Annotated in this window: 20 protein-coding genes; 13 read left to right on the forward strand and 7 right to left on the reverse strand. The window is 65.5% G+C overall.

Going from position 1 to position 26,634, the window contains the following annotated elements; all coding sequences use genetic code 11:
- The first annotated feature begins 263 nt into the window (after positions 1-263).
- The 3 genes from ACODSP_RS02595 (at position 264) to nqrF (ending at position 5,725) form a co-directional block, all read left to right on the forward strand.
- On the forward strand, positions 264-2,948 hold the full coding sequence (locus ACODSP_RS02595) for a TonB-dependent receptor (protein ID WP_488964073.1): 2,685 nt from the start codon (positions 264-266) through the stop codon (positions 2,946-2,948).
- A gap of 213 nt (positions 2,949-3,161) precedes the next feature.
- Positions 3,162-3,878: a PepSY domain-containing protein gene (locus ACODSP_RS02600; protein ID WP_488964074.1), complete on the forward strand. Its 717-nt coding sequence runs from the start codon at positions 3,162-3,164 to the stop codon at positions 3,876-3,878.
- Complete coding sequence (gene nqrF / locus ACODSP_RS02605; protein ID WP_488964075.1) at positions 3,878-5,725, forward strand: NADH:ubiquinone reductase (Na(+)-transporting) subunit F; 1,848 nt, start codon at positions 3,878-3,880, stop codon at positions 5,723-5,725. The genes ACODSP_RS02600 and nqrF overlap by 1 nt, the downstream gene beginning before the upstream one ends.
- Positions 5,726-5,839: 114 nt before the next feature.
- Here the strand turns inward: nqrF and ACODSP_RS02610 are convergent, their stop codons facing one another.
- The 7 genes from ACODSP_RS02610 to ACODSP_RS02640 all read right to left on the reverse strand — a co-directional run bounded on the left by ACODSP_RS02610 (position 5,840) and on the right by ACODSP_RS02640 (position 14,261).
- A complete protein-coding gene (locus tag ACODSP_RS02610; RefSeq protein WP_488964076.1) occupies positions 5,840-6,262 on the reverse strand; it encodes an AAA family ATPase in 423 nt (140 codons plus the stop codon).
- Positions 6,263-6,417: 155 nt separating this feature from the next.
- A complete protein-coding gene (locus ACODSP_RS02615; protein ID WP_488964077.1) occupies positions 6,418-7,581 on the reverse strand; it encodes an AGE family epimerase/isomerase in 1,164 nt (387 codons plus the stop codon).
- A gap of 18 nt (positions 7,582-7,599) precedes the next feature.
- Positions 7,600-8,496 carry an ROK family protein gene (locus ACODSP_RS02620; RefSeq protein ID WP_488964078.1) on the reverse strand — a complete coding sequence of 299 codons (897 nt, stop codon included), beginning with the start codon at positions 8,494-8,496 and terminating at the stop codon, positions 7,600-7,602.
- 94 nt (positions 8,497-8,590) lie between these two features.
- Entirely contained in the window at positions 8,591-12,124 is a 3,534-nt protein-coding gene (locus ACODSP_RS02625) for a glycosyl hydrolase 2 galactose-binding domain-containing protein (RefSeq protein ID WP_488964079.1), read from the reverse strand.
- Between the two features lie 211 nt (positions 12,125-12,335).
- The gene (locus ACODSP_RS02630; RefSeq protein WP_488964080.1) at positions 12,336-12,830 is read right to left on the reverse strand and encodes a hypothetical protein; all 495 of its coding nucleotides are present in this window, start codon (positions 12,828-12,830) and stop codon (positions 12,336-12,338) included.
- Positions 12,831-12,934: 104 nt separating this feature from the next.
- The gene (locus ACODSP_RS02635; RefSeq protein WP_488964081.1) at positions 12,935-13,735 is read right to left on the reverse strand and encodes an anti-sigma factor family protein; all 801 of its coding nucleotides are present in this window, start codon (positions 13,733-13,735) and stop codon (positions 12,935-12,937) included.
- 4 nt (positions 13,736-13,739) lie between these two features.
- Positions 13,740-14,261, reverse strand: a complete 522-nt coding sequence (locus ACODSP_RS02640) for a sigma-70 family RNA polymerase sigma factor (RefSeq protein WP_488964082.1) — start codon at positions 14,259-14,261, stop codon at positions 13,740-13,742.
- Between the two features lie 193 nt (positions 14,262-14,454).
- Here ACODSP_RS02640 and ACODSP_RS02645 point away from each other — a divergent pair, with 193 nt between their 5' ends.
- The 10 genes from ACODSP_RS02645 (at position 14,455) to tssB (ending at position 26,630) form a co-directional block, all read left to right on the forward strand.
- Complete coding sequence (locus ACODSP_RS02645; RefSeq protein ID WP_488964083.1) at positions 14,455-16,077, forward strand: FAD-dependent oxidoreductase; 1,623 nt, start codon at positions 14,455-14,457, stop codon at positions 16,075-16,077.
- A gap of 72 nt (positions 16,078-16,149) precedes the next feature.
- The gene (locus tag ACODSP_RS02650) at positions 16,150-16,914 is read left to right on the forward strand and encodes a methyltransferase domain-containing protein (protein ID WP_488964084.1); all 765 of its coding nucleotides are present in this window, start codon (positions 16,150-16,152) and stop codon (positions 16,912-16,914) included.
- A 38-nt stretch (positions 16,915-16,952) separates the two neighbouring features.
- Positions 16,953-17,309 (forward strand): hypothetical protein, encoded by a 357-nt coding sequence (locus ACODSP_RS02655; protein ID WP_488964085.1) that lies wholly within the window; start codon positions 16,953-16,955, stop codon positions 17,307-17,309.
- Between the two features lie 98 nt (positions 17,310-17,407).
- On the forward strand, positions 17,408-17,917 hold the full coding sequence (locus ACODSP_RS02660; protein WP_488964086.1) for a helix-turn-helix domain-containing protein: 510 nt from the start codon (positions 17,408-17,410) through the stop codon (positions 17,915-17,917).
- 260 nt (positions 17,918-18,177) lie between these two features.
- Positions 18,178-18,534 carry a hypothetical protein gene (locus tag ACODSP_RS02665; RefSeq protein ID WP_488964087.1) on the forward strand — a complete coding sequence of 119 codons (357 nt, stop codon included), beginning with the start codon at positions 18,178-18,180 and terminating at the stop codon, positions 18,532-18,534.
- A gap of 2 nt (positions 18,535-18,536) precedes the next feature.
- A complete protein-coding gene (gene tssK, locus ACODSP_RS02670) occupies positions 18,537-19,874 on the forward strand; it encodes a type VI secretion system baseplate subunit TssK (RefSeq protein ID WP_488964088.1) in 1,338 nt (445 codons plus the stop codon).
- Positions 19,871-20,737, forward strand: coding sequence for a DotU family type IV/VI secretion system protein (locus ACODSP_RS02675; protein ID WP_488964089.1), 867 nt, complete (start codon positions 19,871-19,873; stop codon positions 20,735-20,737). The genes tssK and ACODSP_RS02675 overlap by 4 nt, the downstream gene beginning before the upstream one ends.
- Positions 20,734-24,861 carry a type VI secretion protein IcmF/TssM N-terminal domain-containing protein gene (locus ACODSP_RS02680; protein ID WP_488964090.1) on the forward strand — a complete coding sequence of 1,376 codons (4,128 nt, stop codon included), beginning with the start codon at positions 20,734-20,736 and terminating at the stop codon, positions 24,859-24,861. Before ACODSP_RS02675 ends, ACODSP_RS02680 begins: the two co-directional genes overlap by 4 nt.
- Complete coding sequence (gene tssA / locus ACODSP_RS02685; RefSeq protein WP_488964091.1) at positions 24,861-25,976, forward strand: type VI secretion system protein TssA; 1,116 nt, start codon at positions 24,861-24,863, stop codon at positions 25,974-25,976. The genes ACODSP_RS02680 and tssA overlap by 1 nt, the downstream gene beginning before the upstream one ends.
- 150 nt (positions 25,977-26,126) lie before the next feature.
- Positions 26,127-26,630 carry a type VI secretion system contractile sheath small subunit gene (gene tssB, locus ACODSP_RS02690; protein ID WP_488964092.1) on the forward strand — a complete coding sequence of 168 codons (504 nt, stop codon included), beginning with the start codon at positions 26,127-26,129 and terminating at the stop codon, positions 26,628-26,630.
- Positions 26,631-26,634 lie beyond the last annotated feature (4 nt).

A 26,634-nucleotide genomic window follows, 5' to 3' on the forward strand; every position in this document is an offset into this window, starting at 1 on the left:
ATGGTCCGCCCGTTCGATGCATCGCAACCCGGTGCGCGAAGGGACGGGTTCCGCCCTGGTATGGCCCGATCCACGGAAATGCCCCGATCATAACAAGACAATAAGGGCCGGGGACTGCCGGGTCGTCTCCGCTTCGGCCATCACGGTCGCGGCGGGGACCACCGGTCATGGGGGACAGACATCCAATTCTACGGGCAAGGACATTGCCGGCACCCCAAAGAACGGGCTGCCGGTCCGTGCCCGACCTGGAACGGGGACATCAAATGAAGAACTTCACGGGGAACCTTTTTCTTGCCACCGCGCTGGCCGCGGGCGTCATGACGGTGCCGGCCATGGCGCAGAACAGCAAGCAGACGCTGGAAGAAATCGTCGTCACCGGCAGCCGCATCGCGCGGCAGGACATTACCGGCCTGGGCCCGGCAACCGTGCTGACGCAGGAGGCCATCGCGAATACGGGCGTGACCAGCATCGAGACCTTGCTGCAGAGGCTGCCGTCCAGCGCCGGCTTTGCCGGCAACCAGACCAACGCCTATTGGGCCAATAACGGCTATGGCACGGCGCAGGTCAATCTGCGCGGTCTGGGTATCAACCGCACCCTGGTTCTGCTGAATGGTCGCCGGGTGGTGGCCGGCGGCACCGGCGCCAACTCCGCACCCGACTTGAACACGATCCCGGTATCGATCATTCAGCGCATTGACGTGCTGAAGGACGGCGCATCCGCCATCTATGGTGCGGATGCCGTGGCCGGCGTGGTGAACATCGTGACCCGCACCGACTTCAACGGGGTCGAGGTTTCGGCTAAGTACGGGATCACCGACGAAGGCGATGGGGAGGAGAAGAGTGCGGACCTGACATGGGGGGTGTCCGGCGACAAGGGTTCCATCGTTACGTCACTCAGCTACGCCAAGTCCGGCTCCGTCAACCTTGCCGACCGGGAGCCCTGCGGCCTGGGAGAGAGCGGCGGGCAGCTTGTCTGCGTCGGCAGTTCATCCACCGCCGGCGGTCGGGCGCTGCTGCCCAACGGCCAGAGCATCAACTTCAACCAGACGCCCGGCGGCAACGGGAACTTCTACGAGCCCTATTCCAGCGCCAAGCACAATTTCAATTCCAACCCCTTCCTGAATGCGGTGAACCCGATCGAGCGCGTATCGGCGAGCATGTTCGGGCACCTGAACGTGTCAGACGATGTGCGCCTGTTCAGCGAGCTGATGTTCACCAACCGGCAGTCCAACCAGATCGCCACGCCGGGCACGCTGCGTAACCTGACGGTAGCGGCGAACAATCCCACCAACCCGACCGGGCAGACGCTGGTCATCCAGGGCCGGCGTCTGGTGGAGCCGGGACCGCGCGAATTCTACCAGGACGTCGATACCTGGCGCACCGTGCTGGGCCTGGACGGGACGCTGGGGAACGGCTGGCGCTGGGAAGCCGCCTTCAACTGGGGACGCAACAAGGGCGTGGACGGTTCCACAAATATTGCTAACCTGGATCGTGTCCGTCAGACGTTGAACGCCAGCGCCTGCAGCAGTGCTGCCGGTGCCGCCATTCCATGCGGCGACTATCTGGGGGTGGGCGACCTAACCCCGCAGGTTCTGGACTATATCCTCTATACCAGCCGCGACAGCGGCGGGAACGAGCAGATCAGCGGCACTTTCGACCTGACGGGGACGTTGCTTGAACTGCCGGCGGGCGACCTGGGCTTTGCCACCGGCATCGTCTACCGGGAGGAAAAGGGATGGCGAGACCCTGACGCGCTGACTGTTCTGGGCATCGCCAACACCAACCAGCAGGATCCGATCGCCGGTCGGGTGAAAGCCAAGGAGGCTTACCTGGAACTGCAGGTGCCATTGTTGGCCGACCTGCCTTTCGCCCAGCGGCTTGAACTGAACGCGGCCGCCCGCTATTCCGACTATGACCTGTTCGGCAGCGCCGACAATTACAAGGCTGGCCTGGACTGGCAGGTGGTCGACGGCCTGCGGTTCCGCGCTACCTATGGAACCGCGTTCCGCATCCCCAACGTGCCGGAGCTGTTCGGCGGCGTGTCAGAGGGCAACCTGACCACGACCGATCCGTGCAGCAATTATTCGTCCTTGCCGTCGGGCTCCGTCGTGGCGGCCAACTGCCGGGCCAGCGGCGTTCCCGCCGGCTTCCGTCAGCTTGGCAACACGGTGCTGACCACCGTCGGCGGCAATAGCAACCTGAAGCCGGAGACATCCGACAGCTTCACCATCGGCACCGTGCTCCAGCCCGGCTTCGTCGAGGGTTTGACCGTCACGGCGGACCTGTTCGACATCCGTATCAAGGATGCCATCAGGTCCATCCCCGGTTCCACCAAGCTGTCGGTCTGCTACAATTCTGCCGGCCTCACCCACCCGTTCTGCGGGGCGCAGCATTTCACCCGCAACACCCTGACCGGCGAGATCAACTACCTGTCAGCCCAGCCGGTGAACACGGGTCGGGAGAAGATGCGCGGCATCGATGTCGGCCTGTTGTACCAGTTCGATCTGGCCGATCTGGGTGTGGTCATCGACTGGAACACCACCTATCTCGACAAATATACCATCACCCCGTTCCAGGGTGCGGCACCGATCATCTTCGACGGGTTCATTGGCGGCGGCAATGGTGGCTTCCCGCATTGGCGCTCCAATCTCAGCGGCACTGTGTCGGACGAGAAGTGGAACGCCACCTACTCCGTGCAATGGATCGGCAAGGCGACGGACTTCAACGCCGCGCCGACGGCGATCGGCTACCGGACGCCGAATGTCTTCTATCACAACATTCAAGCCGGCTATTCGGTAATGGATAGCGCCCGCATCGCAATCGGTATCGACAATCTGTTCGACCGGGATGCACCGTTCATCCAAAGCTGGACGGACGGCAATACCGACACCATGACTTACGACCTCCTCGGTCGCCGCGGATACGTGCGCGTGACGTACAACTTCTGACCCGGTATCGGCGCACGGCGTCAGCCGCGCCCCCCTATTGTACCATGTCCCGGTGATCGCAACCGATCCCCAGGACCTCAGTCGCCGGCGCCAACATCCGTTGGCTTGGCTACGCGCCCCGAGGCGCGCGGCGGCAGTCGCCGCCTTACCTGATCCCGATGAGTTCTACTCACCGGGATCTGGTATTACCCCAAAACGTCCCTGGAGGCGTGAATGCATCCGGCTTCCATTGCCAGGAAGACACATAAGTGGCTGGCCCTGCTGATCGGCATCCAGGCCGTGATCTGGGCGGTCAGCGGCCTGTACATGGTCGCGGTTCCGATCGAGATCATCCATGGTGACCATTTCATCCGCCCGCATGGCGCGGCACCCCTGCCGCTGGACCGGGTGCGCGTCGAGATGGACGATATCCGCCACACGTACGGCGATGTCCGCGGCGTGCGGCTGAAGATGCTGCTGGACCAGCCCTATTACGTGGTCGAACGGTCCGCCAGCACCGTACTGGTGAGTGCGGTCACAGGGGTGGAGAACCCACCCCTGGACGAGGCGGCGGCGCGCAAGGTGGCACTCGGCCTCTATGCGGGCCGTTCGGACATCCAGTCGGCCAGCCTGCTGCCGGAGGCGCCATCGGAAATCCGGGGCCGGGCCGCGCCGGTCTGGCAGGTGCGGTTCGATGGCTGGAATGACCATACCCTCTACCTGTCACCAACGACCGGGGACCTGTTGGCACGCCGGCACAATCTCTGGCGGCTCTTCGATTTCGTCTGGATGTTCCACATCATGGACTATGTAGAGCGCGAGGACGTCAACAACACGCTGCTGCGGGTCGCGACGCTGACGGCCGTCGTCGCCATGTGCAGCGGTATCTGGCTGCTCTTCTACAGTTTTCGTCGCCGCAAGGCGACCATGGCCCAGATGGGGAGGCGTTGATGCTTCAGACTCTCCGTTGGTTCCACAAATGGGTCGGCCTGCTGATCGGCTTGCAGTTCGCGCTATGGGCGGCAAGCGGCGCGACAATGGCCCTGATCAACCATCACGACGTCATGGGCGACCACACTCGCCGGGCCGCTGCACCGCTGCTTCTGCCGACGGACACGCCTTTTCTGCCATTGGCGGACGTTCGGTCGCACCTTGCCGGCAGCGCGGTCGTCGCCCTGCGCCTGCGGCCGCTGTTGGACGATTTCGTCTATGAGGTTCACACCGCCAAAGGCGTTCACCTCCTCTCGGCCCGCGATGGGTCGCGCGTGTCTGTAACTGAGGACGTGGCACGCCGCGTCGCGACGGCTGATTATGCCGGTGCTGCCCCTGTCGCAGGCGTGGAATGGTTGGCCGGGCCGAACCTGGAAACCCGCAAACATGAAGGGGCGATATGGCGCGTCGCCTTTGCCGATGCCGACAACACCACGCTCTATATTTCTGCCGAAACGGGGCGGCTGCTGGAACGGCGCAATGATGCCTGGCGGCTCTGGGACATCGCCTGGATGCTGCACATCATGGATTACGGGGAGCGGGAAAGCTTCAACCACCCCCTGATCATCCTGGCCGCTGTCGCTACGGCATGGCTGGCGGTCACCGGCCTGTTCCTGGTCTATGACAGTTTCGGACGGCAGGATTTCCAACCATCGCGGGTGACGCGCCGGCTGCGCAGACAGGGCGTTCCAGTTTCGCTGCGCACGGCGTCGGGCACCGTCCGGGCGCTGACGCTGCCGGAAGGGGCGTCCTATTTCGACGCTCTTGCCGGTGCGGGCATCACCCTGCCGTCCAATTGCGGCGGCGGCGGCAGTTGCGGCCTGTGCCAGGTCACCCTTGCCGGTGCGCCGGTGGGCGATGCCGACCGCCAGCACATCCCCCTTCGTGCCCTGGAGCAAGGCTGCCGCCTTGCCTGCCGGCACAAGGTCGTGCCCGGCAGCACCGTCACGGTTCCCGACCAGGCGCTTGATGGTGAAGGCTTCCGGGCGGAGGTCGCCGGCACCCGCTTCCTCAGCCCCACGATCAAGGAAGTGAGGCTGCGTATGAAGGCTGGGACCATGCCCACCTACCGTGCCGGCCAGTTCATCCAACTGGCGATCCCGGCCTACAGCACCGGACCGGACCGGTTCGGCGTACCCGAGTGCTGGCGGGCGGACTGGCGACAACTGGCCGTTCCGGAGGCCATCAGTCACCAGGGCGGCCTTCGCCGGTCCTACTCCATGGCGACCCACCCAGGCGAGTTGCTGAACGAGATCGTCCTGAACGTGCGCTTCATGCCCTCCCCCGATCCGGCCGCGATCCCATGCGGCGCCGGATCAAGCTATGTCTTCGGACTTCAACCCGGCGACGAGGTCCGGTTCTTCGGCCCCTACGGCAACTTTGCGGCACGGGAAGGCAGCCGGGAGATTGTGGCGATCGGGGGCGGGGCCGGTATGGCCCCGCTGCGGGCGATCATTCGTGACGAACTGCTCCGCAAGGACTGCAAGGGCCGGATCACCTACTGGTACGGTGCCCGCTCCGTGAAGGACATTTTGTACCGGGAGGAATTCGAACGGTTGCAGCAGGAACATACCGGTTTCACCTGGAACGTCGTGCTTTCCGAGCCGACCCCCGGTGACGACTGGCATGGGCACCGAGGCATGGTGCACGAGGCTGTCCGGGCCCAGTACCTGGCCCGCCACCGCGACCTGCGATCCTGCGACTTCCTGGTCTGTGGTCCGCCAGCCATGCTGAAGGCGACGTTGGAGGTGCTCCACAGGTTGGGCATTCCCCGCGACCGGATTGCGTTCGACGACTTTGGCTGCTGAGCCGGTTCGAGATATTCATCGAGGCCAGGCCGCCGATGTCAGAAGCTGGCGGCGGCTTGGAGCTTCAATACGGGAGGGATGAACGCCACATTAAGTACGCCTTTCCGATACAATTTATTCACTCGGATAGGGATCGTCAGCGCCCGCCAATAACGCTCGCAGCGCATCTACCACTGCTTTCTTGCCGATGTTGTTGGGGCCGACGATGACATTCATGCCGGGCCGGAATTTCAGCGTAGCGTCCGAGATTCGCCTGAAGTTCCTGATCCTGAGTTCCGCCAAATGCACGTCTACCCCCCAGGGTTGTTGATGGCCTAATCTCACCGCGCGTTCGGCTGTGCCGAAAGTGGAGCTTTCCGCTCGCATTCCAAATGGGGGCTTGGCAAAGATACTATTTGAAGTAGGCAAAGCTCCCTGCTGCGTCGAAAGCGACCGGGCGCCCAGCGGCCCAGTTGTAGCCAGCGCGTTACGGGTGTCAGCTCTGCGCGGGTCGTTCGCCAAAACCTGTCCGTCCGCTTCCAGCCCCAATCCGGGCATAAGGTGATAACCATGAGGATGAATTACCGGGTCAAATGTTCACGGATAAATTGTCATGCCATCGGTCGAGGCGCGCCCCCGCATCCAAGTTTATGATCAAAAGCCCCGCTGGAGAAATCCACCGGGGCTTTTTGTTGTTCGCTTACATAAATACTTTAGTTGCCTACGGCGCGCACAGCCCGGTCGAACTCCGCCACAGCGCAGACAATGTGGTAAAAGCTGCTGGCCGGGGCCGGTTCATCGGTGAAGAGGCCATCGGCAGACAGCTTGTCCCACCACAGGCCCGGTATCGGCGTGTCCAGATAGCGTAGCAGACCATCGGCGGCATGGCTGGCCAGGGTCCAGAAATCGGTCTGTCCCATGATTTCCGCCGCCAGCACGGCGGCCTTCAGCCGCTCCGTCTGCGGCCAGAGGCGCGCGGTATGGTCATGGATGGAGAAATCATCCAGCAGGCTGTTGAAAGCTACATTGCGGGCGGGATCGACACCGTGTCTTTCTCCGATCTCCAAAAGTCGCAGGCCGGCCTGCACCGCATCGTTCCGCTGCCGTGCCTGGCCCCAGCGCAGCAGCAGCCAGGCCCATTCGAACTGATGCCCCGGCTCCACGATGCGGCCCGCCACACCGGGTGCCGGGTGCCAGTCGGCGTCGAAGAATTCGCGCAAGGCACCCGTATCGGCATCGATGAAATGGTTGAGCGCCAGTTCGGCGATGCCGTCGGCCATGCGGGTCCAGCTTGTGTCACCCCCCACCGCTTCCCAGGCCAGGGCCGCTTCGAACAGATGCATGTTGGGGTTTGATTGCAAGGGGAGCGTGCCCTGCGGCAACTCCGTGAAGCCGCCCTGATAGCGGCACTGGGCGATCAGCAGATCACGCAAGCCCACGGCAACGCCATGGAGACGGGCAATATCGCCCAAGACCGGTGCGACCGCCGCCAGCCCGAACAGGGTGAAGGCCTGATCATAGAGCGCCGGGCCGTCATCCAGCGGTCTGCCATCCATGGTGACGGAGGCCCGGAACAGGCCGTCGGGCCGGCGATACTGTGCCAGATAGGCATCCAGGCCCCGGCGCACCAGATCGGTGGCGGGACCGGTCCAGCCGAAAGATGGCGCCATGGCAAAGGCATAGACCTGCCGCGGCTGTACCCGCGCGCGGCGGGCGCCGGGAACGGGATGACCCGTCCCCTGATCCAGCTTTTCATGAAAGCTGCCATCCGGTCCTTGTCCCTTCCGGGACCAAAGCGGATAGGCATGGTCGACCAGCCAGGCCACCAGCCGGTCGCGACGAAGGGTGGCCTGATCACAGGCGAGGGAACGGGTCATGGGATACCTGCCTTTTTGTCAGGAAAGCCAGAGCCGGGCGGCACCCCGCACACCGGAGCTGTCGCCCCAGCGGGCTGGCAGAATCCGCGCGCTCCAGGTGTCGCAGAAGACATGGGCGGCGATGACCCTTGGCAGGCCCTCATAGATCTCCGCCACATTCGACAGGCCGCCGCCCAGCACGAAAACATCCGGATCGACGATATTAGCGATCACCGCCATGGAGCGGCCCAGCCGGTGGATATAGCGGTCCAGTGCCGCCTTGGCGCCCGCATCGCCGCGGCGTGCCGCCTCGATGATCCATTCGCCGGGCTGGTCGTGGCCGGTGACACTGGCATGGTCCCGGCGCAGGCCGGTACCCGATACCCAGGTTTCCAGGCAGCCACGCTGCCCACACCAGCAATCGGGACCCGGCAGCTCCGCCGCCGTGGGCCAGGGCAAGGGCATGTGCCCCCATTCGCCACCAATGCCATTGGCCCCTTCCACCAGCCTGCCATTCACAACCAGCCCGCCCCCGCAGCCGGTGCCGATGATGATGGCAAAGGCGACAGCGGCGCCGGCGGCGGCGCCGTCCACCGCCTCAGACAAAGCCAGACAATTGGCATCATTGGCCAGCCGCACGGGCCGGGCCAGGGCGGCGGACAGGTCGGAGGCGAAGTCGCGCCCGTTCAGATATGTGGAATTGGCGTTGCGCATCAGGCCGGTGGCGGGATTGACGCTGCCCGGCACGCCCAGCCCGATGCTGGTCGCGGGGCCGATGGCCGCCTCTGTCTGCGCGATCAGGTCACGCACCGTCTCGATGGCGGCATCATAGGCGCCGGGATTGGGGGCCCGCAGACGGGACAGGAATTCCCCTTCCTCCGACAGGGCGGCCACTTCGATTTTCGTGCCGCCGAAATCCACACCGATCCTGATCATCGAAACAACATCTCCAGGTCCCCGCAGGGACAGCAGAATCCTTAAAAAAAGCGGGGCCCGACCGGGATGGAAGGCCGGGCCCCGTCAAAGCGCGTCAGGGCGTGATCGTCACGCTGACGCTGGCCGGCTGGATATTCCAGCCGCGCAGGGACAGGGTGGGTGCGCCCGTTCCCGCGGCACTGGCCGGGTAGGTCACGGCGATGTGCCGCGTCTCACCCGGCATAAGGGTCACGTAATTGTCACTGACATAGGCCGGCAGGATGCGGGTCCCGCCCGCCTTCTGCGGTGTCAGCTTGGCCAGAAGGGCCGGGCTGTTCCCGCCATTGGAAAGGGTCACATCCAGCGCCACCTCCCCATTCGCCCCGACCTTGCCCTTGGCGGACAGGGTGACGGGGGTGGTGGGCAGCTCGTTCAGGCGCTGGTGTGAGGCGGTGTCGGCGGCGACCCAATAATCGTTGCGCGACAAGGTCTTGCCGGCCTTATCGGTCAGTTCCAGGCTGACCAGCACCAGCTTTTCCGTGGCCAGCAGGCCTTTCAGGTCCAGCGTGAAGGGATGGGCGACAGCGCCGGCCCCGGCATCCAGGGTCGCGGTGCGGTCGCCCAGCGCCTTGCCCGACAAGGAACGGGTGCGGGCCGTCAGGGTTAGGCCCGACAGACCATCACGGGTATTATTGACGACGGTGATGCGATGGTCGGGCAGGTCCAGCTGCGCATGCACCGGTTCAGAGGCCTTCTTCATGCCGTAGAAGGCGCCGTGCGTGTCGTAATCATGGGACAGGATCTGCCACATGGTGCTGGGCCAGGCGGGCTGGGTCATCCACAGCATGCGGCCGGAATGTTTGGTCCACAGACCGGCATTCATGCCCTCGAAGATGGCACGGTAGCCCTCATAGTTCAGCATCTGCGCCTTGCGTTCGAAATCCGCCAAACTGCTGGCGGGGCCGAACTTGGCGCTGATGGCATCCATGAAGGTCTGGGTGGCGCCATTCCCGGTCTGGTGCCAGTCATGATAGGCCCAGCTGTCGGAAATAGGCCACAGCTCCGTCTCCGGCATGGCGGCCTGCAGGGATTCCATGGTGGGGAAGGAGGGGGTGCCCACCTCCACCGAGAAGCCCTGCGCATGTTCGGTGAAATAGCTGTCGGGCTCGCGGTAATTATAGGGGCCGCTGCCGGCCAGGTTCACGCGGTTCGACGAGCCGGTATAGTGGCGGGTGCCATCTTCGGCCCGGATCATGGTGTCCAGTGCCTCGTTCAGGATCGGCTGCGGCACGCCTTCATTGCGCCCGAACCAGAGGACGATGGAGGGATGGTTGCGATAGCGGCGGACCGTGTCGGTGGCGTTGGCCATGAACAGCGGCACATCTTGAGGCTCCAGCTGATAATCCTGGGTCGAGGCCCAGAAATCGTTCAGCACCATCAGGCCATATTCATCAGCCAGTTCGAAGAATTCCTCCTCCGTATTCTGGCCGACCCAGTTACGGATGACGTTCACATGCGCGTCGCGGTGCAGGCGGAAATAGGGTTCCAGCCGGTCCTTGGCCACCCGCTTGCGCCAATCATCCGTTCCCCAATTGCCGCCGCGTGCCGCGATGCGCACACCGTTCACCTTGATCACCATGTGCGGCGACAGTTCCGCGGCGTCCACCGGCTTTACCGCGGGAGAGTTTTCGGCACCGGGATAGAGCGAGGCGGCCCAGCCGTCGGGCACCTTGCGGATGCCCTCATGCGTGACGTCGATGATCTTCTCCCCGCGTGAATGGGCGTCGGTCAGGTCGACCTCTACCCGGCGCAGCGCGCCCTTCTGATCCATCAAGGAGAATTCGTAGGTGACCTCGCGGATGCCGAAGCGGAGTTCCTGGCTGTCCGATGGCTGACCATTGACCGACACCGCCAGCTTCATCTGGTGCAGGGCCGGCTCGCCATAGCCGTTGGGCCACCAGAGTTTCGGGTTCTTCACCGACAATTGCGGGAATTCGGCGGGCGACAGGGCGATGGTGCCGCCCCCGGCGGGAATGGTCGCCTGCTTGGTGACGCTGATCCCGTCAAAGCTGGCGGTGACGCTGGCCAACAAAGGCTGACCTGACAGGTTTTCCACCGGGACATTGACACTGATATCGGCGACGGAATTATCTTGTTTGGGCAGGGACGTGATGACTTGCGTATCGCCCAGGCGGGCATCGCCCGTGGCCGACAGGGTGACGTTGCGCCACAGGCCGGTATTGCGGTCACGCACCGACGGTATCCAGTCCCAGCCTTCGGACGCCACAAAGGTCGGGCCGTCCAGGGCCATGATGCCGCCATTCTCCCCCACGGCGGAGGTCAGGCTTTCCTCATGGGGCAGGCCAGGGCGCGGCGGGGGGCTGACCCGGATGGCCAGCGCATTGGCCTGGCCCGGCTTGGCGATGCCCGTCACGTCGAAGCGACCGCGGATGAAGGCGCCCTTCATGCTGCCCAGCTTCTGCCCGTTCAGCCAGACTTCCGCCTGATAATTCACGCCATTCAGGGACAATTGCAGGCGCTTGCCGGCCTGATCGGCGGGGACGGTGAATTCGCTGCGGTACCAGTAATCCTGCTTGTTCAGGCTTTCCGGGATGGCGAGGTTGTTCAGGCCAAAGTCAGGATCGGGATAGACGCCGCGATCAACCAGGGTGGTCAGCACCGTGCCCGGCACCGTCGCCGCATACCAGGATTTGGCATCATAGCCGGGGCGTGACAGGGCGGGGCCGCCATCGCGCAGCTTCGGCGCCTCCACCAGCTTCCAGGCGCCCAGCACCCATTCACCATTGCCCAGCGAGGCCAGGGCCGGGGTATCGATGATGGGTTTGGCGACAGGCTGGCTGAACCCTGTCTTGGCCTTGGGCCGGGTCCAGGGGTCCTGCGGGGCCACCTGCCCATACATCTGCCGCACCTGCACGGGCCAGCTGGGGGCGCCGGTTTCGAAATTGGTCAGGTCGATAGCGGGGGCGCTGCCGCCCAGGGCCTTGATATCGCTGGCCGACAGGGCGCGGGGCAGGGCAGAGAAGCCGGCCAGACGGCCCGCGAACGGCATGGTGCCGGCGGGCACGAAGGCGGCGGTGCGGCTGCGGCGCGGGGCCAGCATGAACTGCGCCATGGCCGCCGGGGTGGCGGCATCGCCCGAGGCGACTTCCCGTCCATCGACATGGAGCCGGACCTTGGCCCCGTCAAAGCTGGCGGCCAGGAAGGCCCATTGGCCGGGGGACAGTGCCTTGCCGCCACTTATGGTCTTGAACCCCGCCACGACCGCCGGCTTGCCATCGGACAAAGCCAGGAACCAAGCGGGGGCCGTGCCGTCGGCGGTGGCGAACCCGCCCAACAGCGACAGGCCCTTGCCCGCCGCTTCGGCCTGTACCCAGCCATAAAGCGTCCAGGGTGCGTTCGCCGGCACCGGTGCGCCGGGGCTTTGTTTTTCGTCCAGCTTGGGCTTGGCAAGACCGTCGCCGCCGGCGGGGAATTGTGCATCGAAGGGACCGTAGCCGCCGGGTCCAAGGCCACCGGAACCGCCCAGCCCCTGATGCGCCTGTCCCCATCCAGCCTGGGTGGCAAAACCGAGCGCCAGCGCTGTCAACAGGGCGGCGCGGACGTGACGGCGGACAACTGCCTGCTTCATTGATTTTTCCTTCCCATGGATCGGCCCCTTTCGCGGGGCTGCTTTTGTCCGGCCCCTGGTGCGCGATGGTGCATGGGGCGGCGGGAAGAATAAATAAAACAAATTTCATAATTAGAAAAGCGGGAAGGTGGGCCACGCGATTGCCGAGCGCAAAAAAAGCCCCGCTTCGGGGGCGGGGCCTGTTTCGGGCTGGTTCTAGGTCGTGGGGAGGCTATTGCAGCGCCACGACGCTGCCCGGCCCCCGTGCCGCTTCTGTCAGGATGAAATCGGCCAGCATCTGGCACAGCGGGTCGTCATCGCCGGCAGCACCGCTGCTGACACCCAGGCAACCAAGATAGAGCGGATAAGGGCTCGCCGGCACCAGCAAGGCGCGCGATCCCTTATAGGCGCACAGGCCCGGCATGCCGGCCAGTTGCGGGTTGAAACCATCGCCCCAGATGTCAGAACCATAACCGATCTGGACAGCGGTCATGGCCTTGCCCAGGGCCGTGCGGTCGGCGGTGAGGACAGTACAGGGGTCGGCGTAGGACAGCACCACGCGGCCCATTGGATTGACCAGACAGAAGGCATAGCGCCCTCGCGCCTTTTCTGCCGCGAAGGCGAAGAAACGCGGCAGGAAGGTGGGGTTGAAATCGGCCAGGGTCACCGGCACGCCGGGCGTATCCTTGGCAACACGCACCAGGGTCTGAAACGGGGCGGGGATCATTGCGGTTCCATCAGCAATAGGCACGGGTAGGGCGGGGGATTGGGAGCCCCACCATTCAGTTTGCGCCTATTTATCATACTTTTGGAAGGGGCCAATCCCCGCCATCATTGCGGGCTGGGCCGGGCGATCAGGTTGGCGAGGCGTTCCAGGGCCTTGGTGTCGGCGGTGCCCAGCAGGGCGTAGAGATAGGGGCCGGAGCGCCAATAGATGACGTCGCCTTCCTCCGTATGGCCCAGGGTGGGGGCCATGGCCGGTTCGGCGGGGTCCACCCCGTCCTCCGTCACGAACAGCATGACGGTGCCCTTGGTTTCGTGCCGCCAGAAGACCTGCACCGCGTCGCCCCGGTCCCAGGCCGCCAGCTGCGCGCCCAGCAGACGCCAGCGCTGGCTGGGCGGATCGGGGATGGGCAGCGGGTGGGCCGCATCGATGGCGGCCAGACGGGCCGGCACCTCGGGTGTGGGATAGGCCAAGCTTTGGTCGGTGCGCACTTCCTTCATGGCGGTGCGGAAGGCCTCCGCCGCTTCATCCGCGAACAGGGGCACGATATGGGCCGCCTCTGCCGAGTGCTGTGCGCCGATGGGCAGCCAGCTGATGCCATAACCGGCGGCCAGACACAGGACGATGACCAGGGCGCGTTGCATGACATGCTCCGCCCCGCGCCAGATCAGGCGGCGGCGCAGACGCCCGGCCAGATGCCGTGTCTCCCCATCCGGCGGGGTGCTGAAGCCGCTGTCGCCCAGCCCCTCACGCAGCAGGTCGGCATCGCCCAGCTCCGCCATCACCCGCGCCGCTTCGTCCGGGTATTGGGCCAGCCAGCGCTCCACCTCCGCCCGGCGGCGCGTGTCCAGGCCGCCATCGATATAGGCGTTCAGGTCATCCTCGGTGATCGGGTCGAACGGATGCATCGGCCTACTCCACCAGCTTGAAGGATGCACGGCGTTCGGCGGGCGTGGCGGGGCCGTCGCCCGCCTGCTGCCGCAGGGCCTGCCGGGCCCGGGCCAGCCGGGACATGACGGTGCCCAGCGGGATGTTCAGCATATCCGCGATCTCGCGATAACTCATCTCCTCCACGACGGCCAGCAACAGGATTTCGCGCATGCCATCGGGCAGGGCCAGAAGCCGTTCCACCACCTGCCGTGCCTCCACCCGCAGGTCGGGCAGGGCGGCGGCCATGGGTGCCGGCACCAGCTCCGCCCCCTGTTCCAGGCCGGTGCGCGCCACCTGCTCGCGCCGCCAGCCGGAGATGAAGGTATTGTGGGTGATGGACAGAAGCCAGGCGCGCAGGTCCGATCCGGGCCGCCAGGTGCGGCTGCCGGCCAGGGCGCGGGCCAGGCTTTCCTGGACAAGATCCTCCACCTGCCCCGGATCACGGGTCAGCACCAGCGCATAGCGGCGCAGGGCCGGTATATGGCGGGTGATATCGGGAAGCACGGCCAGGGACCCATCATTTGGTTTGCGGTGTTTCAAGCATATACGCCGCTTGGCCCCACCTATTCCCGCGCCGTGCAAAATTTTCCTGGGATGGGGTGTCATGCTGCGCTGCCGCAAAAATTTTGGCAACGCAGGGAATAAGGCCGGTGCTGGCGCGTAAACAACAGGATAGAGCCAACCCGGACGTGCCATCATGTTGATCGATCTGCTGTCCCTGCCGCCCGACCAGGAATTCGCCGCCGATGTCGCCATCGTCGGTGCGGGTGCCGCCGGCATTGCGCTGGCCCTGCAATTGTCCCGCGCGGGCACCGATGTCTGCCTGATCGAAAGCGGCGGACCGACGCTGGAGGCGGAACTGCAAAGCCTGAACAGCGGGGAGAATGTGGGCCTGCCCTATTACCCGCTGGATGTGACGCGCAACCGCGTGCTGGGCGGGACCACGGCGACGTGGTCGGGGCGCTGCGTGCCGCTGGACCCCATCGATTTCGAACGCCGTGCCTGGGTCCCGCATAGTGGCTGGCCCGTGACCGCGACGGACTTGGCCGGCGATTACCAGCTGGCCGCCGAACTGTGCGGCGTGGGGGAGGCGAAGTTCAACGATCTGTGGCTGGAGGCGGGGCTGGATGATCCCGGCTTTGATCCGGCCCTGGTGCAGACCCGGTTCTGGCGCATGAAGGCGCAACGGTTCGGGGAGGCATTCCGCGCCGAGCTGGAGGCCAGCCCGCGCGTGCGCACCCTGCTGCGTGGCACCGTGGTGAATATCGATGTGGCTGGCGACGCCCGCCGTGTCACCGGCCTGCGTCTGGCAACGCCATCGGGCGTGCGGCACCGGGTGCGGGCCCGCCATTATGTGCTGGCCGCCGGCGGGATCGAGAATGCGCGCCTGCTTCTGGCCTCCACCGATGTGGAGAAGGCGGGCATCGGCAATGGCCGCGATCTGGTCGGCCGCTTCTTCATGGAGCATCCCAAATGCCGGACGGCGCGGGTGCAGACCGACAATCCGGTCCGGCTGCTGGAACAGCTGCGCACCACCTATCCGCGCCACATGCCCCCGCTCTGCCCCTCCCTGGTCCTGTCGGCGGAAAAGCAGGCGGAACTGGGCGTGCTGAACAGTTCCATCGCGCTTTATTACCGGTCCTTGGCCGGCGTGACGGATGCGGCCACCGAACTGAACGCCGCCTGGAAGAAGGGGCAATGGTGGCCGGAAGGGGCGGGGCGCAACCTGATGCGGCTGCTGCCCGTGCTGCCCACGGTGCCGGGCAACCTGTTCCGCCGCTATGTCCGCCGCCGCGCCCTGATCGCGCAGCCCAAGGCGCTTTATCTGCTGGTGCGCGGCGAGCAGGCGCCCAATCCCGACAGCCGCGTGCGCCTGTCGCAGGCGCGCGACATGCTGGGACAGCGCCGGGCCGATCTGGACTGGCAATTGTCGCCGCTGGACAAGCGCTCGGCCCATGCCGTCACCGAACTGGTGGGGGCGGAACTGGCCCGTACCGGCCTGGGGCGTATCACCCTGGATAATTGGCTGCTGGACGGGACCGATGCCTGGCCCACGGGTGCGGATGATGGCGACCATCATGATGTGCTTCAAGGCGGCCATCACCATATCGGCACCACCCGCATGTCCGCCGATCCATCCACCGGCGTGGTCGATGCCAATGCCAAGGTCTGGGGCAAGGAGAACCTGTTCGTGGCCGGCAGCTCAATCTTCCCCACCTCCGGCTGGGCCAACCCGACGCTGACCATCGTGGCCCTGTCCCTGCGCCTGGGCGCGCATCTGGCGCGTCAGATGCCCGTGGCGGAAGCGGCGGCGGCTTGAGCATTCGGGAGTGCTTGCCGGGTCTCCCGCTTCGCGCCACCATGGCGGCCTGATGCGAAGCGGGAGGATGCCTTGGCCTGGAACCCCGATCTCTATGAACGCTATCGCGCCCTGCGCGAACGACCGGGGCAGGACCTTCTGTCGGCCCTTCCCGACATCATGGCCGACACCATCACCGATCTGGGCTGCGGCACCGGCTATCTGACGCGGCAGCTGGCCGACCGGTTTGCGGCGGCCACCGTCACCGGTCTGGATAGCGATGCCGCCATGCTGGCCAAGGCGGCGGGCGCGGCCTCACGCGTGTTCTGGCGGCAGGGCGATATCGGGGAATGGCAGCCCGACGCACCGCCCGACCTGATCTTTTCCAACGCCGCCCTGCATTGGCTACCTGATCATCCCAGGCTGTTCGCGCGGCTGGCGGGGTTTCTGGCACCGGGCGGGGTGCTGGCGGTGCAGATGCCGGACAATTTCGCGGCCCCGTCGCACCGGCTGCTGGCCGGTCTGGCGGGGCGGGAACCGTGGCGCGAGGCCCTGGCGGGCGCGCTGGACCATGGCACCGTGCTGCGGCCTGACGAATATTGGCGCGTCCTGCACCCGCATTGCCGCAGCATCGATATCTGGCACAGCGATTACCTGCAGGTGCTGGAAGGCGATGATCCGGTACTGGAATGGGTGTCGGCCACGGCCCTGCTGCCGGTGACCAGCCGTTTGCCGCCCGATCAGGCGATAACCTTCCATGCGGCCTATGGTGCTGCCCTGCGCGATGCCTATCCGGTGGAGGCCGATGGCAGTACCCTCTTCCCCTTCCGGCGTATTTTCATTCTGGCCCGGATTTAGGATAGTGGCCCCAGGGGTGCAGAGGGGGAGAGGCGGCGATGCCGTTAAATGTGCTGGAAGTGACGATCTTCGCGATGGTGCTGGCGGGCGGCAATGAACCGCTGGTCTGTACGCGCCAGCAGGGGACGGAGGAAATGGTGCTCTGTTCCAACAAGCAGGTGGTGACCCTGGATAGGGATCGCATCACCTTCAAGGACGGAACCTCCGTCGTGAAGTTTCCGGATGGGACCCTGGCCTTCTCCAACGGCATCCGGTCCCATTGGGGCAGCGCTGGATGGGTACAGTTTTCCAACCGCGTCGCCGTGCGCCGCAACCCGGATAACAGCTTCAAGACCAGCACCGGCCTGATCTGCCGGGGGTTGAGCGAGGATAAGGCCAACTGCCAGAAGGCATGATCGCCTTTCTGCGATCTTTGGCTGCGGTCATCGGTCTGTTTCTGATACGATGCCAAAGGCGCGCCACGGGTGCGCCGATATGGAATGGACCCTGATCCATGGGCGAACGCACCAATGGCAATATCACCATCGTCGCCGGCCTGCCCGAGGCCAATGGCGTCAAGGTGGATGGTCATGCGACCGTCAGCCGCCGGCGTGAGATCGCCGAACGGCTGCGTAAGCAGGGATGGTCCTATCGCCGCATCGCCGATGCGCTTTCAGTCTCATATGCTACGATTCAGGTCTGGTTGGACGACCCTCCGATTCGCGCAGCGGTAGAGCCGCTGCCGATTGCGGTCAACCCTCCCAGGCTTTCGGTCGTCGCAAGCACAGAACCTAGGATTTCCGCCACAACCTCTCCGATTCCCGCCCCAAATCATGCGGAGCTGATGGAAAAGATCGGCCAGTTGGCCGAGGAGCAGCGCCGTCAGGCCGATGCCATGCAGGCGATGGAAAAACGTCTGCTGCGGACTCTGCGTGAGGAAATCAAGGTGTTGGGGCAGAAACTGATGGAAACCATCAAAACCTTGAAGCCCAAGTCGAAAACCACGCCCAAGGACCCCGCCTGAGACGGCCTTAGGTTGAACGCGCGAACCCCTTGTTTCGCCAATATTCTGGAGATTCAGAATTTCATTGGGGTACTATGAATTACCGCTTCCGGAGAGGTCGGAAGCCATAGTCCCGAATGGGCGACAAGGGGATTGCTGTGGTTTTGACCGCTGCCCGGTGCCGGTCTTTCACACAAGCTGCGACGACGGCGGTAATCCTGATTCTCGGCCTCTCGTTGGGCGGGTGCGGCAGCGGATTACCGACCATTGATACCCAGCAGGTGAAGATTTCCGCGGCGATGGACGCCAATGCCGACGCGCCTGTCGCCGTCGATCTGGTCTTTGCCATGGATGAGGATGCGCTGGCCGCTGTTTCCAATTTGGCATCGGCGCAATGGTTCAAGGACAAGTCGCAGATCATGCTGGCCTTGCCCACCGGTGTGCGGGTGCGTTCCTTCGAACTCTCCCCGCAGCGCACCCTTCAATACACGGTCACCGGTGAGGAAGAGGATGCCGTGGGCGCCTTCGTCTTCGCCGCCTATCCGACCCCCGGCACGCACCGCGCCCGCATCGACCGGTTGAAAAACCCGGTGGCCCGCCTGGGCCGCAGCGCCTTTTCCGTGGAAGCAGGAAATTGATCATGGCCAAGGACGAAAAGCGCTTGAGCCAGCCTGTTCCCGATCCCGTGCAATGGCACGAGGGCATGCTGCTGTCGCCGCAGCATCTCCAGCAATCCTGGCTGCATGGCGAGGCGCAGCTGGCCTATCACCTGCGCCGCCTGTCGCCCTTTCATTATGGCGTGACGCGGCTGGAGATCGACCGGGCGCAGCTGGCGGCGGGCCGGTTCCGCATCATCGCGCTGGAGGCGGTGCTGCCCGACGGGCTTCTGGTCTGGTCCGACGGGTTCGAGGCGGAACTGGATTTCAATCTGGCCGCCGTGAAGGACAAGCTGCGGGTGCCGCAGCGCCTGCATCTGGTGGTGCCGGAATATCATCCGGGTGCCGCCAAGCCGCGCGACAATCTGGCCCGCTGGGCGTCCTATGACAGCAGCGTGGTGGATGAGAATACGGGCCAGCAGGAAGTGTCGGTTCCGCGCCTGCGGCCGCTGCCCCGCCTGCTGCTGGCCGATGATGTGCCGCCGCGCCATACGCATCTGCCCATCGCGGAGATCGAATTCCGCAACCAGGGCTTCCAGCTGACCCTCTATCAGCCGCCGACCCCGGCCCTGGAACCCGATGACCCGCTGTCGCGCGAATGCCGTGAACTGGTGGCGAAGCTGCGGGAAAAGGCGACCTATGTCGCCGAAAGCCAGGGGCAGGAGGTGAACCGGGGCGAGGCACGGTTCACCGTCATGTGTCTGGTGGCAGGTCTGCCGGCGCTGGAAACCCTGCTGCGCCTACCGCAGGTGCATCCGTTCGATCTGTATATGGCGTTGCAGAATGTGGCGGGCCATACGGCGGTGCTGCGTCCCGCCATGGCGCCGCCGCTGACCGAACCCTATGACCATGATAATCCGGGTGGCTGCATCGGGGCCTTGCTGGCGCAGATCGACGGTGTCGTCGATCTGGTGACGCAGGCCTTCTCCGCCGTCAGTTTCCAGGCCGTCGCAGATGGGTTCAAGCTGCGGATCGAAGAGGCCTGGCTGACGGGCCGGGGCCTGGTCGTGGGCCTGCGCATGAAGGGAGGGCAGGGGCCGGACGATGTCTCCGCCTGGATCGATGCCGCCCTGATCGTGCCCGACGGGCGGGTGGAGGAACTGCTGTCCTACCGCCTGCGCGGTGCCATGCGCGCCGCCCTGATGCCGGACGAGGCGGCGGGATTTGCCACCAGCCGCGACATGGTTCTGTTCCGCATCGCCGAGGATGAGTATGTGAAGGCCGGCGAGATGCTGCTGATCGTCAATCCGCTGGACCGGACGGCCACGTCAAGGCCGGGCGACATCCTTCTGTTCATCCCCACTGCGGCGGACGAAGCATGACCATCGCCCTGATGACGCGACCGCAAGCAGACGAGGCGCCGAATGGGGCCCTCTCGCTGCTGTCGATGTTTCAGGAGTTCCATGCCGAACTGTCGGGCATCCGCAACGCGCTGTCGCTGGGCGACCGCATGGCCGAGCAGGGCCAGCCGCTGCCCGACCCGGCCCAGGTGGCAGTGCGCATCAACCGCCGCCTGCACCGGCTGCTGGACACCCAGGCCGCAACGGCCATGCGCCAGGGCGGGCGGTTCGGCGTCGAACTGTACCGCGAGGCGCAATATGTGATGGCCGCCCTGGCCGATGAAGTGCTGCTGCATGGCGACGCCTGGACAGGGCGCGAACATTGGCTGGACAATCTTCTGGAACTGTCGCTGTTCGGCACGCGGGTGGCGGGCGAGCGGATTTTCCAGCGGCTGGATGTGCTGCTGTCAGGCCGGCAGCAACAGGACCCGGACCTGCTGTCCGTCTATCTGGCGGCTTTGTCTCTGGGCTTCCGGGGGCGGTATCACCGGCCCCAGGATGAACCCATCCGCCGCCGTTACCGTCAGGGGCTGGCCGATCTTCTGGCCCAGGCGGCGGGACAGACGGGGCCGGCGGCGGCGCTGTGCCCTGCCGCCTATGCCTCTACCGTCACCGAGGGACGGGAGGTGCGGCTGCCGCACCTGCGGCCCTGGCTCTATGGCCTGCTGATCGTGCTGGCCCTGCACACGCTGGTCGCGCACGGCGTCTGGTATGTCCGCACCTACCGTCTGGGGCCGCTGGCGACCCCGGTGACGGCGGAGACCGGCCACAGCACCGTCACCACGCCCGCCACCCCAGTCGCCCCCAAGGCCGTCCCTGTGGCCAAGCCGGAGGGAGCGCGATGAATATCGGGACCTTCCTGGCGGAATATGGCTTGTGGGTGGCGCTGGGTCTTGGCCTGCTGGCGTTGGTGGTGCTGATCCTGGTGATCATGGCCCTGAAACGCGGCAAGGCGGCGACCAAGCCCGGCCAGGCGGCCAGTGCGGGGCCTGCGGCGGCGGCACCGCCGGCGTCATCCGCCAGCCGCCATACCGGCACCGGCATGGCCTTCATCACCACCCTGCGCCGTCTGGCCGATTGGGCCGGGGTGAAATCATCTTACACGCTGCCCTGGTTCCTTTTGATCGGGGAGACGGGAAGCGGCAAAAGCTCGCTGGTGCATTCGGCCCGCGTGCCGCGCCTGCTGCCGCTGGAAGAAACGCCGATCGGCAAGGATGCCACACTGCACGCGTTCGAAGGCGGGATCGTCATCGATACGCCCGGCGCCCTGATCATGACGGCGGAGGGACGGCCCGGCGACCGTGACCGCTGGCGCGGCCTGACCCGGCGTTTGCAGATCCACCGCCCGCAGCGCGGGTTGGACGGGGTGATCCTGACCATCCCCGTCACCGATCTGGCCGGCGCCGGCGCCCTGGGGCCCGACAGTCTGCTGGCCAAGGGCGACATCCTGCAGGAACGTCTGCTGGACCTGATGCGGCAGACGGGTCTGCGCCTGCCTATCCATATTGTCGTCACACAGTGCGACCGGCTGCCCGGCTTCAGCGATTTCTGGCAGATGCCGCCTGCCGGTGGGCCCGACACCATGCTGGGCTGGTCACAGCCGCATGTCAGCGACCTGCCGTTCGAACCGGCAGATATCGACAAGGCCATGGCCGACCTGTCGCAGACGCTGTGGACGCATTATGTGCAGGCGGCGGCGGGGCTGGACAAGCCGGTCGATCCCGACGGGATGTTCAGCTTCCCCGGTGCCTTCGCCGCCATCGCGTCGCCGCTGAAGACGGTTCTGGGCCGGGTGCTGCGTGTCCCGCCCTATCAGGAAGGCCATTTCCTGCGCGGCATCTGGTTCACGGGTGCCCAGGCGGAGATGGAGCCGGCGCATCTTCTGGTCGGCGCCCCGCCGCCGGTGCCGGCGGCACCCGCCGCACCGCAGCCTTTGTCCGCAGCCCTGTCCAGCCTGCGGCCCGGCGGTGGTCCCGTCGCCGAAGAGGTGCCGCTGGATGTGGCCCCCGCCAAGGTGATGTTCATCACCGATCTTCTGGCCGAGAAGCTGTTCCGCGAGACGCGGCTGACCCGTCCCGCCCGCGCCGGCCTGATCGCCCGCACCCGGGGGGCCCGCATGGCGCAGCTGGGGCTGATGGGCCTGACGGTGGGGCTGGTCGTGGGGTTGGTCCTGGTCGATGCCTCGCTGCGCCGTCTTGTCTCGACGCTGGAGCCGCCGCTGGAACTGATCCGCCGCGACATGGCGGCGGGGCAGGGGGAGACGTTCGATGTCGAGGCCGCACGCCAGCTTCTGACGAATTTCGAGGGGATCAGCCGCGGGTTCCTGTTCTATGGCCTTATCCCGTCCTCCTGGTCCGGGGATATGGAGGATGAGGTGGTGGCGGCCTTCGGGCGCGGTATCCACCATATCGTCCTGTCCTCGCTGCACAAGGAACTGGAGGCCCGCTATCTGGACCTTGCCCGCCATCCGGGCGTGGAGAAGGTGGGGGCCGATGGCTATTACCTTCTCTCCGGCAGCGCCGATCTGAAGGTCATGGCCGATTTCGTGACCGATGTGAGCAAGCTTGACCGGCTGTCGGCCCAGTATCACGGCGTGACCAAGGGTCCTGTGGAAGGGTTGGCGGATCTGTCCAACAGCCTGTTCAAGACCAAACTGGACGGCAATTTCGCGCATAATTCGCGGCTTTATCAGCTGGGCCTGGAATCGATCAAGCTGGACCATATCAGCGAGGATCATCCCCGCCGCATCCGCCCCGTGGTGGAGAAGATGTCGCGCGCCGTGCTGATGCGGATGGGCCCGTCGGGGGAGATTGCGCAGCGTGCGGGCCGCCTGCGCGATGCCGTTGTCGATGTGCGACAGCCCCGGTCGGGCACCGATGTCGGCGCGCGCATGCAGGACATGGCCGATGCCCTGGTCGATGTCCGGCAGATGCTGGACGATCCCGGCTTCTTCTGGCTGGGCCTGCGCGACATCACCACCGACCCGATGCTGTCCGACCTGCTGCGCACCATGGACACGCCCACCGTGGGCCGGGATATCCATGAACAGTTCGCGATGGACCTGCGCAATGCCCAGCAAAGCTTGCGCACCTATCTGACCAGCCTGAAGGATAATCAGGGCCAGCCTTTGTTCGTGCCCGTGGTGGGGGGGCCGGGTCTGCGCCTGAACGATCATCTGGACGGGCTGTCGAAACATTTCCAGCCGGCGCTGGCCCGCCCGTTCATGCGGGTGCGTCCGGCGGAGAAACTGGCCTCCGCCCCGCCCGCCTTTTCCGGCCGGGGGATGAGCTGGGATAGCGAGCATCTGGCCCAGGCCGTCGCGTACCAGCAATCGTACGAGGATTTCCGCATCACCGACTTGCCGCGCATCCCGTCGGAATTCCAGGGGGCGGCAGACCGCATGGCCCGCCAGCGGCTGGAGAATGCGCTGCGCGCCGAACTGGTCGCGGCACAGCGTCTGGCGGTGGAGGATAATGACGTCGATGATTATGGCGAAGCGGCCCTGTCCAGCCAGATTCGCGACCTGTCCAATGCCCGAGAGCAGCTGATGGCGCTGCTGACCATCCTGTCGCAATATAAGATGGACCGCCTGCAGGCCGAACTGCGTCAGGTGCTGCGTGAACAGTCCGGCAACCTGTTGCAGGAGCTGGAGGAACTGGCCAGCACCCAGTCCTTCTATGAGGCCGCCGAGAGCTTTGAAGGCTGGGATGGGCAGGGATCACCGCGTCCCGCCGGCTTTTACACGACCGATGCCGTGGCCACGGCCCATTATCTGGACGGCATGCGCGGTCGGCTGGACACGCTATGGGACAATCTGGCCGGGCCGCTGGAAGCCTTCATGACCCGCGGCGAACTGGGCAGCGGCTGGCAGGACCCGGTCGTGCTGGGTTCGTGGCAGTCGCTGGGCCGGGAATTGCTGCAATACCGCGCCAAGGCGCCGGGCAGCACGCTGGCGGCACTGGAGCAGTTCATCCGCTTCGACCTGGATGAGGTGCGGCTGGATAATTGCGAGACGAAGCTGGCGGGATCGGAGAAGGCGCAGTCGGGCGATTTTTTCCTCTACCGCCGCGAACTGATCCGCCAGCAGCTTCTGGAACGCTGTCAGAACCTGACGGGGGCGGCGGTGCAGGCCGATTACGGGCGGCTGGCAGAGACGTTCAATGCCAAGCTGGCGGGCCGCTATCCCTTCACGCTGCGCGATAGCGATCCGGATGTGGCGGAGGAGGCCGACCCCGACGATCTGGCCCTGTTCCTGCGCGATTACGGCTCTATTGCCGAACGCCTGAACCCCATCCTGTCGGCGCGCGCCAAGACCGCCACCGATCTGCGTCCCGCCGCGCGCTTCGTGGAATCCATCGTGAAGATGCGGACCTTCCTGGCCCCCTTCGCGGCCCCCGATGCCGGCAAGCCGCCGGAGACGGGTGCCTATGAGGTGACCGCCGATTTCCGCGTGAACCGGCAGCGCGAGCAAGGCGCCAACCAGATCATCGAATGGGTTCTGCAGGTGGGCGGGGGCCTGCTGCATAACGGGCCGGAACAGCAGGTTGCCACCTGGCGCCCCGGCGATCCCGTGGCCCTGCGTCTGCGCTGGGCCAAGGATGGGGCGGAGGTGCCGCTGGCCCTGGATGATGGGCCGGGGGTGGAGGATCGGTCGGCGATCTTCGGCTATACGGGCCGTTGGGCGCTGCTGCGGCTGTTGCAGGCTCAGAAGGCCGGCGACCAGGATGTGGGCAGGGGCGGCGATCCGCAGCCCCACCTGCTGCGCTTCACCATTCCCACCATTCCGGCGGGCAGCGATCCGCTGGGCAAGGCCGAGAGGGAAAGCCGCATCTATGTCCGTGTCGCCCTGGCGTCGGTGCCGCCCCCCGCAGAGGGTGGGGGCACGCCGGCCAAGCGCCGCCATATCCTGCCCTCCTTCCCCGCAGAGGCGCCGCCCTATGAAAATGCCAGCGTAGGGGGAGGCCGTTGATGAGCGCTGCCCAGAGCAAAACCCCCATCGATATCGAGGCGCTGCTGGCCGATATTCCCGGCGGTGATCCCGCCGGGGAGGATATCCGCTATGGCGCCGAACATGACCTGATCAAGGAGGCCCGGCGCGAGGATGCCGACCTGCCGCAGGGCGTGTGGAAATCCGACCGCAAGCGGGCCGACTGGCCGGAGGTGATCCGGCTGGCCAAGGGCGTGCTGACTTCGCGCAGCAAGGATGCACAGGTCGCCGCCTGGGCGTGCGAGGCGCTGCTGGGCCGGTATAGCTTGCCGGGCATGGAGGCGGGGTTAAACCTGCTGACCCGGCTGGTGGAAGGGCGCGGCCCCAGCCTGCATCCGCGTGCCGACGAGGATGGCGACCGGTCGCGCCTGGCCCTGGTGTTCGAATGGCTGAACAACCGGCTGGTGGTGATGGTTCTGACGCTGGCCGTCACCAACCCGCCCGCCGACCGCGAGGCAGGCCTGACCTTCGGTGATTTCCTGAACAGCCAGCGCCTGCAGGCCATGGGCGGCGGGAATGAGGGCAATGGCCGCCGATCCGGTGCTGCCCCCGTCACCTTGCAGCTGTTCAACGCCACGGTCCGGGGCACGGGCACACCCTTCTACCGCGATCTCTACATCTCCCTGCGTTCGGCAGCGGCGGCGTTGGAGGGGTTGCGGGCCGCTCTGGACACCGAACTGAACGGCGATGCCCCGTCCATGAGCGAACTGGTGCAACGCCTGAGCGACATGACGCAATGGGCCCAGACCATCCTGCGCGAACGCGGGGAGGATCCAGCAATGATTGATGAGGAACAGGCGCCGCCCGAGGCGGAGGAGACCGTGCTGGAGCTGGAGGAGGAGGCGCCCGCTGGCGGCGGACATCCCCTCTCCGCCGCCGGTCCCATCGCATCGCGCCGCGACGCCTATCGCCAACTGGCCGAAATCGCTGATTTCCTGGCCAGGACAGAACCCCACAGCCCCACGCCCTACATCCTGCACCGCATCGTGCAGTGGCGCGATCTGCCACTGCCCGTGCTGCTGGGGGAGTTGAGCCGGGGCCGGAAGGACGTCGCTGCCATCTTTGAACTGGTGGGGGCGCCGGGTGACACCGGATAGGGCCAGGGATTCCTATTGGTCGAGTAATTTTCTCGATCAAAATCGCTTTAATTGAGTCCCGAGTGAGCGTGATTGTTGATATCTCTTCCAACTGACTGACGCGGCGGACCGATCACGTAACCGGGCGCCGGCTGCAAAAGGGGGTACACGATGGCTGATAGTACACAGCACAAGCTGAGCCGGGTTCGCCCGCCGCGGGTCCAGATCACCTATGACGTGGAAACCGGTGGTGCGCTTGAAAAGCGCGAACTGCCTTTCATCGTCGGCATCATGGCCGATCTGTCGGGCAAGCCCGCCGAGGCCCTGGCTCCGGTCAAGGACCGCAAGTTCGTGGAAATCGACCGCGACAATTTCAACGAGGTGCTTTCCGCCGCCACCCCGCGCGTTACCCTGCGCGTGGCGAACCGGCTGGTGAAGGACAGCGACGAGCAGCTGGGCGTCGAGCTTTCCTTCAAGCACATGGATGATTTCGATCCGGTCGAGATCATGGAGCGTGTTCCGGCACTGAAGAAGCTGCTGGATGCCCGCAAGCGTCTGCGCGACCTGCTGACCAAGCTGGACGGCAATGACAGCCTGGATGCCCTGCTCTCCTCCGTCGTGAAGAGCACGGAAGAACAGGCCGAGCTGAAGAAGCTGCTGCAACCGCAGGCCTGAGCGC

The sequence above is a fragment of the Niveispirillum sp. FG156 genome, from assembly GCF_057809555.1.

Coding starts and splice junctions, on each gene's coding strand:
- ACODSP_RS02595 (WP_488964073.1), top strand. CDS start 264: ATGAAGAACTTCACGGGGAACCTTTTTCTTGCCACCGCGCTGGCCGCG.
- ACODSP_RS02600 (WP_488964074.1), top strand. CDS start 3,162: ATGCATCCGGCTTCCATTGCCAGGAAGACACATAAGTGGCTGGCCCTG.
- nqrF (WP_488964075.1), top strand. CDS start 3,878: ATGCTTCAGACTCTCCGTTGGTTCCACAAATGGGTCGGCCTGCTGATC.
- ACODSP_RS02610 (WP_488964076.1), bottom strand. CDS start 6,262: ATGCCCGGATTGGGGCTGGAAGCGGACGGACAGGTTTTGGCGAACGAC.
- ACODSP_RS02615 (WP_488964077.1), bottom strand. CDS start 7,581: ATGACCCGTTCCCTCGCCTGTGATCAGGCCACCCTTCGTCGCGACCGG.
- ACODSP_RS02620 (WP_488964078.1), bottom strand. CDS start 8,496: ATGATCAGGATCGGTGTGGATTTCGGCGGCACGAAAATCGAAGTGGCC.
- ACODSP_RS02625 (WP_488964079.1), bottom strand. CDS start 12,124: ATGAAGCAGGCAGTTGTCCGCCGTCACGTCCGCGCCGCCCTGTTGACA.
- ACODSP_RS02630 (WP_488964080.1), bottom strand. CDS start 12,830: ATGATCCCCGCCCCGTTTCAGACCCTGGTGCGTGTTGCCAAGGATACG.
- ACODSP_RS02635 (WP_488964081.1), bottom strand. CDS start 13,735: ATGCATCCGTTCGACCCGATCACCGAGGATGACCTGAACGCCTATATC.
- ACODSP_RS02645 (WP_488964083.1), top strand. CDS start 14,455: ATGTTGATCGATCTGCTGTCCCTGCCGCCCGACCAGGAATTCGCCGCC.
- ACODSP_RS02655 (WP_488964085.1), top strand. CDS start 16,953: ATGCCGTTAAATGTGCTGGAAGTGACGATCTTCGCGATGGTGCTGGCG.
- ACODSP_RS02660 (WP_488964086.1), top strand. CDS start 17,408: ATGGGCGAACGCACCAATGGCAATATCACCATCGTCGCCGGCCTGCCC.
- tssK (WP_488964088.1), top strand. CDS start 18,537: ATGGCCAAGGACGAAAAGCGCTTGAGCCAGCCTGTTCCCGATCCCGTG.
- ACODSP_RS02675 (WP_488964089.1), top strand. CDS start 19,871: ATGACCATCGCCCTGATGACGCGACCGCAAGCAGACGAGGCGCCGAAT.
- ACODSP_RS02680 (WP_488964090.1), top strand. CDS start 20,734: ATGAATATCGGGACCTTCCTGGCGGAATATGGCTTGTGGGTGGCGCTG.
- tssA (WP_488964091.1), top strand. CDS start 24,861: ATGAGCGCTGCCCAGAGCAAAACCCCCATCGATATCGAGGCGCTGCTG.
- tssB (WP_488964092.1), top strand. CDS start 26,127: ATGGCTGATAGTACACAGCACAAGCTGAGCCGGGTTCGCCCGCCGCGG.